Raw genomic sequence first — 15,479 nt, 5'->3', positions numbered from 1 at the left:
GTTTAAATAAGCGTGTAACTATGTTACAACATGGTGCAATTTTAAAAGGTATAACAAGCAATGGTGTAACATAGGTGTAACAAAAAGCTCGTTGCTTCTTTCAAAAAGCTTCAAAGTTCGTATTTTAGGGGATTTTTTGAATAAAAAAGTGGTACCAGTGGGCGGACTCGAACCGCCACGACTCGCGCCACCGGATTTTGAATCCGGCGTGTCTACCATTTCACCACACTGGCATGTCTTGTGAAGAGGTGGAATTATAGGAACCTTTTGCTTAAAAATACGTAAAACCATTTTTTCTAATCGATTTTTTTGTTTTGTCGATATAGTGTGTATGGAACTTTTATTGCTTAGCATGTTATAAGATCGTGCAAAAGGATTTGTCATGAGGATTACACCATCGTCTTATTACAACAACATTTATGGCGAAAACAATAAATTAAACAAACAACTATTCGATGTAAATAAACAAATTGCCTCGGGTTTAAAAATTCAATACGCACATGAAGACCCTACTGTATTCAGCGATACTTTGCGATTGGATGATGAAGTAACAACGCTCACACAAATCAAAAGTAGTGCTCAAAGCGCCTATAAATTTTCAACACAAACCGACACAACAATCGGCGAAATTATTAAAACGGTAGAATCAATGAAAGTTAAATTGATCAATGCCGCTAATGATGTCCATTCCGATGCGAGTATACAAGCAATTGCAAAAGAGCTTCGCGGTCTTGAAAATCATCTTATGACTTTAGCAAATACTTCTGTAGGGGGGCAATACCTTTTTTCAGGTACTGCTACTTCGGTAAAACCGGTGGCCGATGATGGCTCATATCAAGGAAACGATCAAAATTTAAAAGCGTTTATCGGTTCAGGTCTCAAACAAAAATACAATATCAGCGGATCACAGCTTTTTTATGGGAGTGAAAACACCATTAATAGAACCATATCGGCTAACGTAGCCCAAAAAAGCCTGACCGATTTGTATCCCGATATTATGAAAGACACTATTATGCCGCGTAGTGATGCTAAAGATACCTACATTACAACTACAAGCACTATTCGTGATCTTATGGGTGATACTGATACCGATTCAACAAACGATGCCGGACGTAATGCCTATTTTTATCTTCAAGGAACACGTACCGACGGAACATCGTTCAAATCCAAAATCACCATGGCGACAACCGATACGATGGATGATTTAATGCACAAAATTGCATTGGCATACGATCCGAATCAACTCAGTCCAACCGCCAATCAAGTCAATGTTACACTGAATGCTAACGGACAAATTGAAATAGCCGATAAGCTAGCAGGTTCAAGCAAACTGGATTTTCATATGGTCGGTGCAATCGATTTTGACGCAACAAATGCCGGTGATGCTGCCGATATATCTGATGCTGCGCTCTATGGAGCAACGCTTGGAGAGATCGATAACCTTCAGGGAGGATCGACCGATTATTTAACCGCCGCGATAACAACACCGGGATTGTATATCAAAGAATTTACAAAGAGCGGTTTCACAACACCGACCGGGACACCAAATACCATTGAGGGTATCAATTACGACCGTACCAATTTTGCACAAAATGGTGCAAAATTGAGCTCAAATATAGCTCAAATTCTCAAATCCGATAATGCGTTCGCCACAGCTTCCACGAAATTGATAGATGTTGCAAGCGGCGGAACATTGGTAGGTAAAACCTTGAATCTTCAAGGTAAAAATGTTGATGGTTTCCCGTATGATATTCAAATCAATTTGGCTGCAGCTTCCTCTGTAAGCGGTACGGTAAATGGTGTTGCCATTACTCCGTTCAATATTTATAATGCAGATACCTCCCGCACCGTGGCTTCAGCAGATACCATGACATACAAACAGCTCATGGATGTTGTCAATATGGCTGTAAGCGGCTCATTGCCAACAGCTAATAATGCAACTCAATACGATGCAGCCATCGCATCATCAAATGCCCTTGCTTCAACAAAGCTTGACAGTTCAGGAAAAATGGTTTTTGAAGATAAAGTAAATCCATCGACCCAAGCAACTCTCGCTTTTTATGATGCTACATCAAACGATTATACAACCACATCCGGTTCATCGCTTACTTTCAATGCTAACAGTGCATTAACAACTCGTGATCCAAAAACAGATTTTTTTGCTCAAATCGATCAAATGATACGCTCCGTTGAAGAGGGTAAAAAGCGATCTGATGGTTCAGATGCTACCGACCCTCGAAATTTTGGTATTCAAAACGGCATAAAAATGATGGATGATATATTGGATCATGTCTCCCGTGTCCAGACAGAAGCAGGTTCCTATTCACAGGTTTTACAATCTTCATCGGATCGATCTTCATTGTTGATAACCAACACAAAAAGTCTTCAATCCGATGTCATTGATACCGATATTGCTGAATCTCAATTAAAGCTTCAACAGCTAAGTTTGAATTATCAAGCCCTGTTATCCAACATTTCAAAAGTTTCAAAACTTTCTCTCGTTAATTATTTATAGCAAACTGCAATAAAATGGGTTTATATACCCTTTTTTGCTATAATTTAGCCATTTTACATACTTATTTCAAGGATCTCCTATAGTACGCGATATACTTTTCATTGCCGGCTTCGGCGTTTTATTTTATCTGGGGCTTGCAACAATAATCGGTGATCCATCCATCATCGGAGCGTACGGTGCATCATTCGCCCAAATGAATCTTCATCTTTTCGGTTATGTTGCCTATACCTATTTACTCCTTTTGATGGTCCCTCTTTTATACTGGTATAAATACGACGGTGAAATACAACGACGCTTGGAAATGAGTGTTGTTTTTGCTTTATTGTTTGTCGCACTTCTATTTTTTCAAGCACTTGTTGTGAGCGGGGAGTATAGAGGCTCATTGATAGGGAGTGTTGCCGATACACTAGCTGTTTATATCGGAGGATTCGGTCTATGGATATTGTGGCTTATGATGGCTACAGTCTCGATTGTTTTGGTTATGGAGCAAAGCTTATCAGAATTAGCCCAGCCGTTAAAAGAGTACATGGATAAACCTCTTACATCGATCAAGCCTTCCAAAACCATACCTATTAATGAAGAAAAATCGCCTACGATGGAAAGCATCCAGGAAACACCTTCATTCATAGACAATACTCTTGAAAATAACACTTTTGTACCTGAACCGATCATCCCATCGCATCCTATTGCAACACCTACACTCCAGATAATAGAATCTGAACCTCAAGTGTTCAATGAATCTATCGATGAACCTCTTATCGAACCCGTCCAGAATCAAGAACCTATCATCGCTGAGCCGAAAGAGTCTACCATTTTGAGCATGGCAAAAAAAGTAAAAGAATCAAAACAACACACCCTCGTTGTAGATGAATTAGAAGAGAATAAAATTCTTCTCGATCAAATCGATAAAGGGATTAGTGAAAAACCCAAAAATTTCAAACTTCCGCCTTTAGAATTTTTTCAAAATCCGCCTAAAAAACAGACTATGGTTGATGAAGCGGAACTCGATGATAAAATCCGAGATTTGATTGAGAAGCTCAAACATTTTAATATCGAGGGGGATGTTGTACGAACCTACGCCGGGCCTGTTGTCTCAACCTTTGAATTCAAACCGGCTGCCAACATCAAAGTATCTAAAATTTTGGGGCTTCAAGATGATTTGGCAATGGCACTTAAAGCACAAACTATCCGTATTCAGGCCCCTATTCCCGGCAAAGATGTCGTAGGTATCGAAATTCCAAACAAAGCGGTCGAAACAATTTATCTTCGTGAAATGTTAGAGAGTCAGCTTTTCCAAGAAGCGGCTTCTCCTCTTACCCTTATCTTGGGTAAAGACATTGTCGGAAAACCGTTTGTAACTGATCTCAAGAAATTACCGCATCTTCTCATCGCAGGAACAACCGGTAGTGGAAAAAGTGTCGGTATCAATTCGATGATTTTGAGTTTGCTCTACAAAAACTCCCCGGATCAACTTAAACTGCTGATGATCGATCCAAAAATGCTCGAATTTTCGATCTATAATGATATTCCCCACTTACTGACACCGGTTATCACAAAACCAAAAGAGGCTATATCTGCACTCAACAATATGGTATACGAAATGGAACGCCGTTATCAATTAATGAGTGAGACACGTACCAAAAACATTGAAAATTTCAATGAAAAAGCCAAAGCTGAAAAACGGGACCTCTTACCGTACATCGTCGTTATCATCGATGAACTTGCCGATTTGATGATGACGAGTGGCAAAGACGTTGAATATTCCATTGCCCGTTTGGCACAAATGGCTCGTGCTAGCGGTATCCACTTGATCGTTGCAACACAGCGCCCAAGCGTCGATGTTGTCACGGGACTGATCAAAGCAAACCTACCATCGCGCATTAGTTACAAAGTGGGACAAAAAATCGACAGTAAAATTATTCTTGACGGAATGGGAGCCGAATCATTGCTAGGACGGGGTGATATGCTTTTCACTCCTCCGGGAATGAGCGGTCTTGTACGGCTTCATGCACCGTGGAGTACCGAAGTAGAAATCGAAAAAGTGGTTGATTTCCTCAAAGGTCAACGTGAACCCGATTATGATCGCCGTTTCTTACGGGATAAAGAAGATAGTCCAAAATCTGATACCAGTTCATCTGGGGATGAAGAAACCGATGAACTCTACGAAGAGGCTAAAAATATCGTTCTAAGTGAACAAAAAACCTCTATCAGCTATCTCCAGCGAAGATTGCAAATCGGTTATAATCGTTCAGCACGACTTATCGAGCAACTGGAAAACAACGGTATTCTCTCAGCCCCTAATGCAAAAGGCAACCGTGACATCATTGTAAATGATCCTTTTTAATTCTCCATTCGTGGAGATTTTACTCAAAATTCAAAATATGTAACCTTTTTGCCATTTTTTTTTATAGCCTATCATATGCTATTTTTTACATTACCATAAATTGTTACAAATATTCTCATTTGATGAAATTATCTCACAAAAATATGTTTACTTTTGTAACATTTATAAAAATCAGCTTTTTTCTTCTGATATAATCATTCAAAATTAACATGCACAGGAGTCACTATGGCTTTTATGGACGAATACAAAGCACACGTTGAAGAACGAGCGGCACAAGGAATCCCCCCTTTGCCATTAACCAAAGAGCAAGTTACTGCTCTTGTTGATCTTATTAGTGCAGAAACATCAAAAAACTGTGGATTGGTTGATATGCTTTCTAATCGTGTCAACCCGGGTGTTGATGATGGTGCACACGTTAAAGCAGCATTTTTACACCAAGTGGTACAAGGTGAAGTAAAAGCTTTCTTGGCGGATAACAGTGATATCAATAGTGATGATCACAAAATTGCAGCTATCAAGATTCTAGGGAAAATGGTAGGCGGTTACAATGTAAAACCTCTTATCGATGCACTCTCTATTGAATCACTTGCTCCTGATGCTGCGCATCAACTTAAACACACTCTCTTAGTTTATGATGCATTCAATGATATTGTCGATCTTTCAAAAAGCAATAAATATGCAAAAGAGGTATTAGAATCATGGGCAAATGCAGAGTGGTTTACAGCAAAGAAACCTCTCGAAGAAAAATTTAGTGTTGTTGTTTTCAAATTCCCTGGCGAAACCAATACCGATGACCTTTCCCCTGCAAGTGCAGCATTCACGCGTTCAGATATTCCTCTTCACGCTACAACCATGCTTAGTGCAAAAATGCCGGAAGGTATTGCAAAAATTGCAGAACTTAAATCAAAAGGGCTTCCGATTGCCTATGTCGGTGACGTTGTTGGGACAGGTTCAAGCCGCAAATCAGCTGCAAACTCTGTTCAGTGGCACATGGGTGAAGACATTCCGGGAATCCCGAATAAACGTACCGGTGGTGTTGTTATCGGAAGTATTATTGCCCCTATTTTCTTTGCAACCTGTGAAGATTCCGGTGCACTACCGATCGAAGCTGATGTCGGTCAAATGGAAACAGGCGATGTCCTCGATATCGACACCAAAGCCGGAACCATTACAAAAAATGGCTCTGTTATCGCTACGTTCTCTCTTCGTCCAAATACTATCGAAGATGAAGTACGTGCAGGTGGACGTATCCCTCTTATCATCGGACGTGGATTAACGGCAAAAGCACGTGCAGCACTTGGTCTAGCACCTGCAACTATTTTCGCACAGCCGGTACAACCTGCTGATAGCGGTAAAGGGTATACTCTTGCACAAAAAATGGTAGGAAAAGCATGTGGTATGGATGGTGTTCGCCCTGGTATGTACTGTGAGCCGATCACAAGCACAGTCGGTAGCCAAGATACAACCGGACCAATGACACGTGATGAGATTAAAGAGCTTTCAGCACTTGGTTTCTCAGCTGATTTTGTTCTTCAATCATTCTGTCATACCGCAGCATATCCAAAACCATCGGATGTAAAATTGCACGCAACATTGCCTGCATTTATCAGCTCACGCAGCGGTGTTGCTCTACGTCCAGCTGATGGTGTTATCCACTCATGGCTTAACCGTATGGTCTTGCCGGATACTGTTGGAACCGGTGGTGACTCTCATACCCGTTTCCCAATCGGTGTAAGTTTCCCGGCAGGTTCAGGTTTGGTTGCATTCGCAGCGGTTACTGGTTCAATGCCTCTTGAAATGCCTGAATCGGTTCTTGTCCGTTTCAAAGGCGAAATGCAACCGGGTATCACCCTTCGTGACCTAGTCAATGCGATCCCGTATTATGCGATTAAACAAGGTCTATTGACAGTCGAGAAAAAAGGGAAAAAGAATATTTTCAATGGACGTGTTTTGGAGATTGAAGGGTTACCGAACATGAAAGTTGAACAGGCATTTGAACTCTCCGATGCGTCTGCAGAGCGTTCAGCAGCTGCATGTACTGTTCGTTTGAACAAAGAGCCGGTCATCGAATATCTCAAATCAAATGTGACGTTGCTTGAAGCAATGATCAAAGACGGATATGAAGACGCTCGTACTTTGCAACGCCGTGCCGATAAAATGAAAGAGTGGTTGGCTAACCCTACATTGATGGAGCCGGATGCTGATGCTGAATATGCAGCAATCATCGAAATCGATTTGGCAGAAGTGACTGAGCCGATCTTAGCATGTCCAAATGATCCGGACAATGTGAAACTTTTGAGCGAAGTAGCCGGAGAAACCATCCATGAAGTATTCTTAGGCAGCTGTATGACCAATATCGGTCACTACCGTGCTGCGGGTGAAGTAATGCGCGGTGAAAGCAAAATTGCTGTTGAAAAATTCTGGATCGTTCCGCCAACTCGTATGGATGAGCAACAACTCATTAACGAAGGTTACTACGATGTGTATAAATCGGTAGCCGCGACAACCGAAGTTCCGGGATGTTCACTCTGTATGGGTAACCAAGCAAGTTCACGTGAGGGTTCTACAGTTTTCTCAACCTCTACACGTAACTTTGACAACCGTCTTGGTAAAGGGACGCAAGTGTACCTCGGTTCTGCTGAACTCGCATCCGTGTGTGCAGCGCTTGGACGCATTCCTACGGTAGCAGAGTATATGAGCATCGTTCCACAAAAATTGGCTGGAAAAGCTGATAATGTTTATAAATATCTCAATTTTAATGAGATCGCATCTTACTCGCTTCAAGCACGTAACGTTGCAGAAGAAAAATACGGTGTAACAATCAAAGCGGTATAATCCTTTCCTTCTTAGTCCTCTTTTCAGAGGGCTAGTCTATCTGTGCTATAATCTCTTATCTTTACTACAAAAGCAGCACAATGTCTTCATTCGATACGTTACCGTTATGTTCCCAACTCAAAAAAGCCCTTTTCCGACTCAATTTCACCACAATGACACCTGTCCAGTCCGGCACCCTTCCCATTATTCTGGATAAAAAAGATTGCATCGCCCAAGCTTCTACAGGAAGCGGAAAAACATTGGCATTTGCCCTTGGAACATTGGAACAGCTCAATCCTCGCATGTTTGGAACACAGTCACTCATATTATGCCCTACTCGCGAACTTGCTGAACAAGTGGCCACAGTAATCCGTTCCATTGCATCTGAGATAGGAAATATAAAAGTATTGACGTTGTGCGGAGGTGTCCCGATGAAAGGACAGATTCACTCTCTAAAACACGGTGCACATATTATTGTCGGTACCCCAGGCCGTGTTCTAAAACTTCTTCAAATGGAAACGTTCGATCCCTCAACCATCAAACAAGTTGTACTGGATGAAGCTGATCAAATGATTGATATGGGATTTATTGAAGACATCAGTGCCATTTTAAATTTCATACCTGCTACCCGACAAACGCTTCTGTTTTCAGCAACTTTTCCGGATTCCGTTGACACCATCACCTCGGCATTTATGCGTGACCCTGTACTCGTTCGGACTGCAAATACAATCGATAAACCGAAAATCGAAGAAATAGCGTATCTGTGTAATGATAAACTCAGTGCTATTGCGCAAGTGTTACATCATCATAGTATTACGAATACGATCATTTTTTGCAATACGAAAGTTGATGCAAATGCACTCTGCGATGATCTTAACCGTGTTGGAATTCACACTCTGACACTACATGGCGATATGGAACAATTTGATCGCAATGAAGCCATTATTCAATTTCGCAATCTCAGTGCTCCAATTCTTGTAGCTACGGATATTGCAGGGCGTGGTATCGATATCGAAGGGCTCGATGCCATTATCAATTTTGACGTGCCGATTCAATCTGAGCGTTACATTCATCGTATCGGACGTACCGGACGTGCAGGCAAAGAAGGGTTGGCCATTACCCTCGTTACCCACTACCAAATGGAACGGTTTGATGAACTCAACCGAGCCATAACCCCTGTAGAACTACCGCATATCAAAAATCCTTCCCTGCTTCAGACACCGATGCGTACAATATGTATCGATGCAGGAAAAAAAGAAAAACTGCGGGCAGGAGATATTGTCGGAGCTTTGATTCATGAATGCGGATTAACCAAAGAGGAGATTGGAAAAATCGATCAGCTTGATCATCTCAGCTATGTTGCGATTTCTCGTAACACTGCCGAAAAGAATTTTGTTAAATTTGTGAATCGGCCTATTAAAGGGAAAATATTCAGGAAATGGCTGTTAGACTGATACAAAGAGTTTATGATTTTTTATTATAGCAATGGAGAATATGATGGCGAATCAAGAGCTAACATTTGGAGCGGAAGAGTTTATTGTTTCAAAAACTGATTTAAACAGTAAAATCACCTATGGTAACGCATTGTTTATCAAAATGTCGGGATACGATGAATTCGAGTTGCTTGGACAACCTCATAATATTCTACGGCATGAAGATATGCCCGCAGTTGTCTTTAAACTTTTGTGGAATCGTATCAAAGAAGGAAAAGAGATCTTTGCCTACGTGAAAAACAAGACAAAAGATGGAGATTATTATTGGGTATTTGCTCATGTCACGCCCTCTTTTGATGGAAACCGTAATATAACGAACTTCCATTCTGTACGCCGCAAACCTTCTGAAAAAGCGTTAAATATTATCAAGCCGCTTTATTCTACATTGCTGCAACATGAAAAACGAGGCGGTATCGCTGCTTCAGAAACAGCTCTCAATCAAATTTTAAAAGACAAAGGATTGTCCTATGACGAATTTATCCTCTCTATCTAAAGTCCAATATGCGAATATTATCTCTATCGTGTTATTCGTCATAGCTCTCATTATCGAGATTGTTGAGTATGGCTGGAGTTGGATCCGTATTTTGAATATTGCAAACTTTGCCCTTGCATGGTTTGTTTTTATCAATATTAGAGAAGCTCAAAAAACCATTCACGAAGTTGCAGCGGTTATCAAACAAGCTGAAGCGGGTCAATTGGAGAGTCGTATTACGAAAATCAATGACCATGGAGAACTAAACGATCTTTGTTGGAATACTAACAATATGCTCGATCAAACAGAAGTTTTCATTCGTGAAATTCGTGCTAGCGTAGAAGCTGCAAGTCGTGACGAATTCTATCGACGTATCAACATCCAAGGGTTACAAGGGGAATATAAAGAAGCAAGTGCCTTTGTCAATAAGGCAATTAATTCTATGCACTCCAATTATGAGCATATACAAAAATCAGTACTTAACAGTACCCTTGGAAAAATCGGTTCGGGTGTCGGCGGAGGTCTTGAAGTTATCCAAGATGTGAGGAATAGTATAAAAAGAGAGTGATTCAAAAAGAGCGAAAATCCCTAAAAATAGGCGTTTACAAGCCTAAATCACTTGTGTTTCATTTTTAAATCTTTTTTACAATTTTATAGATTTTGTTTTACAAATTTATAGATTCTATTTAGTGCTCTAAAAATACCATTCAAAACACCATAAACTGCACAAAACGCACAATCAAGTAAAATCATGGATTAACGACTATACGGGGATTTAAACGGATTTACGCGGTGTGGTAAAGTTGTGACTAATGGACACAACTAATGGACAGTTATGGACATAGGGTTATGGACATTTTTATCTATAGTAGTGTGTGGTAAAGTTGTGACTAAGCGACACAACAAAGCGACACTAAGCGACATATACTAAGCGACACTTTTATAACCATACTAAGCGACAAAGTATAATTTTAAAATCAAACTTATTTATTTATGAATTTTTCATGTTGTTTTTTTAAAATAACTTTTAGCTGTTTACTAAAAAGCATATAAAACTTTTGGGCTTTTTTTTCATACTCTTCAGATTCTTGAAATAATTTTTCTCTTTTATAAATCAGTGACATCGCATGATATATTCCATATAAATCATAATTAATTGATTTTTTAATATCATCTTTTGAAAGTCCTTTTCCATAATGGAAATGTCTTCGTTCAACATCTTCAATTAAAAAGTTAAGCTCTATAATCGCATCATTAAATTTACCAGCTTTTTGAAGAAACTTAGGTAGTCTAGTCCATTGGTCTATTGTATAAAAAACATTTGAAATGAGCATTCTTTCTTTTACACGATATAAAGTTAGTATTGCACTGTCAAGATCACCATTTTTTGAAAAAACAGTAGCTTGTTTATGTAATATATCCGTCTCTTTATCTTCTTGAAATCCGAACATTAGATAATCACACGTAAAACTTTTCCAACAATATGGAATACACTCTGATCATCTGGATCAATCACCCAGCTCTCATAATCTTTATTTACACTTTTAATATGAAGTTTCCCATGCGGATCAATCTGTAATAGTTTCACCATGAGTTCATTCCTCCAGTTGAGAATATAGAGACCGTCTCCACGCCACTCAGGATGCTCATCAAAAAGAACGAGTGAATCAGGATAAAGCATCGGTACCATACTATAACCATCCACACCTATAAGGCGTAATGTACCGTTTGGTTGCGTTTTGAGTAGTGACCTAGATATTGTCATGGTCTCAACTACGTCAAATTTATCAATAGACTCAAGGTGATTTCCGCTTCCTGCTGATGCTTTTAGCGCTACTCTATTAATTTTGAGTAAATTCGGATCAACATTAGCATTGTCGTTTGACCTTATTAGCTCAAATTTTGCAATCGCATTGTCTGAAGCACCTCTTGATCTCCATGTACTTGCTGTAGCCTCACTAAATCCCAATAATACGGCAACCTGTTCAATGCTTGATACATTGAAATACTCTTTCATCTCTTCTAAAATTTCTTTTTTATAGGCTAATTTTTCAGATTTTTCCACAAAACACCTTTATTTTGTTGTCATACGACTTGACAAGCATTGTCAAATGACTATATAATGCCCTAAGCCAAAAACATTCCATATTGTTTTTTTGGCTCTGTTCGCCTTTGGTGTCAATTATACACTATCGTTAATAAGTGGTTGATATTTAAGGCGTGATTATTGATGTATTGATTCGTATTCACGACCGTATGAATCCGGGGTAACCCGATGTTAATGAAATGGCTTTGCGCCAACCGTATCTTCAGGGGATGGAGGGGATGCGGAGAATACTTGAATGATCCCCCTTCGGGGAGATCATCAAAGTATTGGAGACAATATGATAGAACTTGATATAGATTGGTTCTGTTTTTTGGTGATTATGTCACTGTGGTTATTTGATGATGGGTGAAGTAGGTAAAGCCTACTTCTTTTGTTCTGAAGGTTTCGGTTTTGGAGCCTCTTGTGGTCTTTTAACAGAGTTTTCATGTAATTTTCCAACTTCCGGAGTTATCGGTGAAGGAATTGGTTTTTGAGTCTTTTCATCAGCCATCTGTATATCCTCATTTTGAATTGGGCGGAACCATACGCTTAAACACAAAAACAGGATAGAAAAAAGGGTAATCCATGTAGCAATATGCATTAGCTTTGCTCGTTGCACTATTACGTCCCTGTTATCCATAATAGAATTATGAGCTGCAGACAGCATATCTGCAAGTCCTTTAGATACTGTCCACTCATTATCATGCAGTTTAGAAGCATATTCTATGTCATCAATTACTCCATAGCTCTTTACACGTTTAATCAACATTGCAGCGAGTGTAATACAAATTGATACTATGGATAGAAGAAAAAAGCCTTTTGCAATAGTAGTTAATGGTATTGATCTAAAAATCTGCATCATCAAACCTATCATTACAATATTCATCCACAATAATGTCTTTATCGTAGATAGTTGCGTAGGCATCGATGAAGTAAGCAATATGTCTAACTCTTTACGTTTAGCTTCATAATGTAGTTTTAGATTAGCCTCATAATTCGTCACTTCGAGTGATTTTTCTTTCATTTTTTCCTCTTGCATTTGAATTGAAGCGCCTTTTAGTTTGGTTTCCGCAACAAATTATAACCCATAAGGGCGTTTCACTTCACATGTTTTATTTATATTCATACCAAAGTGTTTATGCGCAAGTACTTCGGTGTGGGTATATCCCACTTTTACCCCATCTTTTAAAAGGAAACATTATGGATGCAATCGAACAAATGCAAATGATCATGGCTACCCTAGCCGAAGCTAAAGCAAATGGCAAAGAGCTAACAATTGAGCAGGCACAGCGTAAGCTTCATCGCGAATACATCACCCGTCAGCTTTGGAATAAGCATGGACTTCGACCAAAAGGATTTCTCGTTATCAGCGGTTTTATCGGTGATGATGAAGATGGGTTTGTATCACCTGATCCGAAGATCGATACGATCTTTAACAGCTATCTCAATATGAGCAACAAACTCACCGGATCAACGGGTCGCCATCTTCGTAAAGCGATGGATGAACTCGGCATCGACTATCAGAACTCACCGACCTACCCGCTCGACAATCTCGAAGAGAATGCGGCGTAGGTGGACGCCATGTACTATATAGAAACTAAGGTTGCATCGGTGCTTTTTGGTGTGGAGTATAAAACCATCCGAAGAGCACTTGATCGTGGTACAAATAAGTATACCTATATTGCTATAAAAGGCACAGGTCGTGGCGGTAAGAAGCTCCTAATCGGAATCACCGAAGAGCAGCTGAACGAAGCGATAACGGGCGGGATCAGTATAGATGATGTTGATCTATATGACGATGCCGGTATTTTGCTTGAAAATGAAGCGAGAAATACTGTCATTTCTAATTCAAAACTCAAAAAAGATGCGGTGGACGTAGTGGTAATCGCTCCGGATATGAAGCCGTATCTCAATGCATCACCGGATCAGAAATCAAAAGCGATCCTAAAGATGGAGTTGGTAAGCGGATATGAGGCTCGTGATCGCAGGGTTAGCGCGAAAGAGTACTTATCGACACTAGAGAGTCGATTCGATGAGATCAAACCCAACGAAACGAAGCTTTTTCGATGGAAAAAGCTCGCCCAAGAAGCAAAACAATCGGGCGAAAGTCCATTGGTAGCACTGCTCGATACACGAGGTCGTGCAGAGGGATCGGTTGCCATGAGCGAGGAGATGCAAGATACCGCTCTTCGGATGTTCGTCCGACGCGATAACCCGCTCCGCGTCTCCGCCATCTATCAAAATATGCTCCATAAGTACGGCGATGCCATGTGCAGTTACGATGTGCTCAACAACTTCCTCAACCGATGGAAGGTCAAGAACCATTCATTCTATGCGTTCGCTCAAAACGCGGATAAGTGGAAAAACAGCTACATGGCAGCGTTCGGTTCTCTATCAGAGAAAGCGAAGTTTCCGAATCATTATTGGGAGCTAGACTCTACCCCTGCGGACATCATATGCGCGGACGGTAAACGGTATGCGATTATCGGTATGATCGATATTTACAGCCGACGGGTGACGTTTTGGGTGGATGAGCGATCAAGCAGCTACAGCATTGCTCGGCTGCTTCGCAAAGCGATCCTAAAGATGGGATTGCCTGAGAACGTCGTGATCGATAACGGTAAGGACTACCAATCGGAGCACTTCAAATCGATCTGTTACAACCTAGGTATCACCTCTATCCCAGTCGAACCGTTTAGCGGTGATCAAAAACCGCATATTGAGCGGATGTTCGGAACATTAACCCGCGAGCTTTTCGAAGAGTTGGAAGGATATATCGGTCACTCGGTGGCGGAGCGATCCGCCATCCAATCACGCCGAGGGTTTCAGCATAAGATCGAGTCTCAAGCTGCATGGAGAGAGGAAGCGAAAAAGGCAGAGAAAGAGGACTTTGTATCCAAACTGGCTATCAAAAAAGATAACGTCGGAGTGGACTTGAAGATCCCTATCTCTGCCGAGCAGCTCCAGAGTGTGATTGACGATTGGGTCGAGCATATCTATGAGCAGAAAAAGCACGGAAGCTTGGATAAAAAACCGATTGAGAAATTCAAAGAGCAGGCGATACCGGTCAAAGGTATTGCAGATCCGATGATGCTCGACATCTTGCTCGCTGAGAGCTTTGTTCGTAAAGTCGGTAAAAAAGGGATCAAGCTTGACGGTGCAGAGTATGTTCATAATGAACTGGCGAAGCATGTGGGAGATCATGTGCGGGTTATGACGACTCCGGATATGGGATACGTCACTGTTTACAAGATGAATCATGAGCCTATATGTGTCGCTGAAGATACGATGTACACCGGAAAATCGAGGGCAGAATTTGCCGACGGAAAACGGATGTCCAAACGGATAGCCAAAGAGTTTGCGCGGGTTATGGAGCAATGGGAGGCACTGAGCCGAAGAGTTGATCCAACGATCCGTGACCGTATCGAAGCTGCCGCCACCAAAATAGCTCCGTCGCTTCCGACAACGTTTGCGGTAGCAAAGAGTACCGAGGTGATCCGTGCGGTTCAAGACGGTATGAAAGCCTTTGCCGCTTCGGATGCTAAGGCATTGGAATCATCGAATATTATGAATATGGAGGGAGAGAAACTATTGCCGAGCGGACGACCGGCATTTAAGAGCAGACGCGAGCGTCTCGTATGGGATATAGAAAACGACCGATGGGATGAATCATCTCAAAGGCTGGCGGACAAATCACCGGAAGAGTACGAAATGGCACTCAAAGATATAGAAAGTAAGAAGATTGGATAGCGTAG

Annotated in this window: 11 protein-coding genes and 1 tRNA gene; 8 read left to right on the top strand and 4 right to left on the bottom strand. The window is 40.9% G+C overall.

The annotated features are described in order from the left end of the window. Window positions 1–149: 149 nt before the first annotated feature. Window positions 150–233: transfer RNA gene (locus tag CJD30_RS03740), tRNA-Leu, on the bottom strand. Between the two features lie 149 nt (window positions 234–382). Here CJD30_RS03740 and flgL point away from each other — a divergent pair. The 6 genes from flgL (at window position 383) to CJD30_RS03710 (ending at window position 10,206) form a co-directional block, all read left to right on the top strand. After that, window positions 383–2,515, top strand: a complete 2,133-nt coding sequence (gene flgL / locus CJD30_RS03735; RefSeq protein WP_294916437.1) for a flagellar hook-associated protein FlgL — start codon at window positions 383–385, stop codon at window positions 2,513–2,515. A gap of 100 nt (window positions 2,516–2,615) precedes the next feature. Next, window positions 2,616–4,859: a DNA translocase FtsK gene (locus tag CJD30_RS03730; RefSeq protein WP_294916441.1), complete on the top strand. Its 2,244-nt coding sequence runs from the start codon at window positions 2,616–2,618 to the stop codon at window positions 4,857–4,859. Between the two features lie 225 nt (window positions 4,860–5,084). Beyond that, on the top strand, window positions 5,085–7,694 hold the full coding sequence (acnB, locus tag CJD30_RS03725; protein WP_294916435.1) for a bifunctional aconitate hydratase 2/2-methylisocitrate dehydratase: 2,610 nt from the start codon (window positions 5,085–5,087) through the stop codon (window positions 7,692–7,694). An 80-nt stretch (window positions 7,695–7,774) separates the two neighbouring features. Next, window positions 7,775–9,127, top strand: a complete 1,353-nt coding sequence (gene dbpA / locus CJD30_RS03720) for an ATP-dependent RNA helicase DbpA (protein WP_294916433.1) — start codon at window positions 7,775–7,777, stop codon at window positions 9,125–9,127. A 43-nt stretch (window positions 9,128–9,170) separates the two neighbouring features. Further along, window positions 9,171–9,659 (top strand): PAS domain-containing protein, encoded by a 489-nt coding sequence (locus tag CJD30_RS03715; RefSeq protein ID WP_294916431.1) that lies wholly within the window; start codon window positions 9,171–9,173, stop codon window positions 9,657–9,659. Beyond that, window positions 9,634–10,206, top strand: a complete 573-nt coding sequence (locus CJD30_RS03710; protein ID WP_294916430.1) for a hypothetical protein — start codon at window positions 9,634–9,636, stop codon at window positions 10,204–10,206. Before CJD30_RS03715 ends, CJD30_RS03710 begins: the two co-directional genes overlap by 26 nt. A 415-nt stretch (window positions 10,207–10,621) precedes the next feature. On the opposite strand, the gene CJD30_RS03705 is transcribed toward CJD30_RS03710, so the two are convergent. The 3 genes from CJD30_RS03705 to CJD30_RS03695 all read right to left on the bottom strand — a co-directional run bounded on the left by CJD30_RS03705 (window position 10,622) and on the right by CJD30_RS03695 (window position 12,763). Beyond that, window positions 10,622–11,089 carry a hypothetical protein gene (locus CJD30_RS03705; protein ID WP_294916428.1) on the bottom strand — a complete coding sequence of 156 codons (468 nt, stop codon included), beginning with the start codon at window positions 11,087–11,089 and terminating at the stop codon, window positions 10,622–10,624. Next, window positions 11,089–11,703 (bottom strand): S24 family peptidase, encoded by a 615-nt coding sequence (locus CJD30_RS03700; RefSeq protein WP_294916426.1) that lies wholly within the window; start codon window positions 11,701–11,703, stop codon window positions 11,089–11,091. Before CJD30_RS03700 ends, CJD30_RS03705 begins: the two co-directional genes overlap by 1 nt. A 403-nt stretch (window positions 11,704–12,106) precedes the next feature. Beyond that, complete coding sequence (locus CJD30_RS03695; RefSeq protein ID WP_294916424.1) at window positions 12,107–12,763, bottom strand: hypothetical protein; 657 nt, start codon at window positions 12,761–12,763, stop codon at window positions 12,107–12,109. 161 nt (window positions 12,764–12,924) lie between these two features. Between CJD30_RS03695 and CJD30_RS03690 the strand changes: the two genes are divergently transcribed. Continuing rightward, entirely contained in the window at window positions 12,925–13,296 is a 372-nt protein-coding gene (locus CJD30_RS03690; RefSeq protein ID WP_294916422.1) for a hypothetical protein, read from the top strand. Between the two features lie 9 nt (window positions 13,297–13,305). Next, window positions 13,306–15,474, top strand: coding sequence for a transposase family protein (locus CJD30_RS03685; protein WP_294916420.1), 2,169 nt, complete (start codon window positions 13,306–13,308; stop codon window positions 15,472–15,474). Window positions 15,475–15,479 lie beyond the last annotated feature (5 nt).

The sequence above is a fragment of the Sulfuricurvum sp. PD_MW2 genome (assembly GCF_002633015.1).
Classification (GTDB): domain Bacteria; phylum Campylobacterota; class Campylobacteria; order Campylobacterales; family Sulfurimonadaceae; genus Sulfuricurvum.
The sequence above is the reverse complement of the archived record's forward strand: the minus strand, read 5'-3'. Positions and strand labels throughout refer to the sequence as shown.

Coding starts and splice junctions, on each gene's coding strand:
- CJD30_RS03695 (WP_294916424.1), bottom strand. CDS start 12,763: ATGCAAGAGGAAAAAATGAAAGAAAAATCACTCGAAGTGACGAATTAT.
- flgL (WP_294916437.1), top strand. CDS start 383: ATGAGGATTACACCATCGTCTTATTACAACAACATTTATGGCGAAAAC.
- acnB (WP_294916435.1), top strand. CDS start 5,085: ATGGCTTTTATGGACGAATACAAAGCACACGTTGAAGAACGAGCGGCA.
- dbpA (WP_294916433.1), top strand. CDS start 7,775: ATGTCTTCATTCGATACGTTACCGTTATGTTCCCAACTCAAAAAAGCC.
- CJD30_RS03705 (WP_294916428.1), bottom strand. CDS start 11,089: ATGTTCGGATTTCAAGAAGATAAAGAGACGGATATATTACATAAACAA.
- CJD30_RS03710 (WP_294916430.1), top strand. CDS start 9,634: ATGACGAATTTATCCTCTCTATCTAAAGTCCAATATGCGAATATTATC.
- CJD30_RS03685 (WP_294916420.1), top strand. CDS start 13,306: ATGTACTATATAGAAACTAAGGTTGCATCGGTGCTTTTTGGTGTGGAG.
- CJD30_RS03690 (WP_294916422.1), top strand. CDS start 12,925: ATGGATGCAATCGAACAAATGCAAATGATCATGGCTACCCTAGCCGAA.
- CJD30_RS03715 (WP_294916431.1), top strand. CDS start 9,171: ATGGCGAATCAAGAGCTAACATTTGGAGCGGAAGAGTTTATTGTTTCA.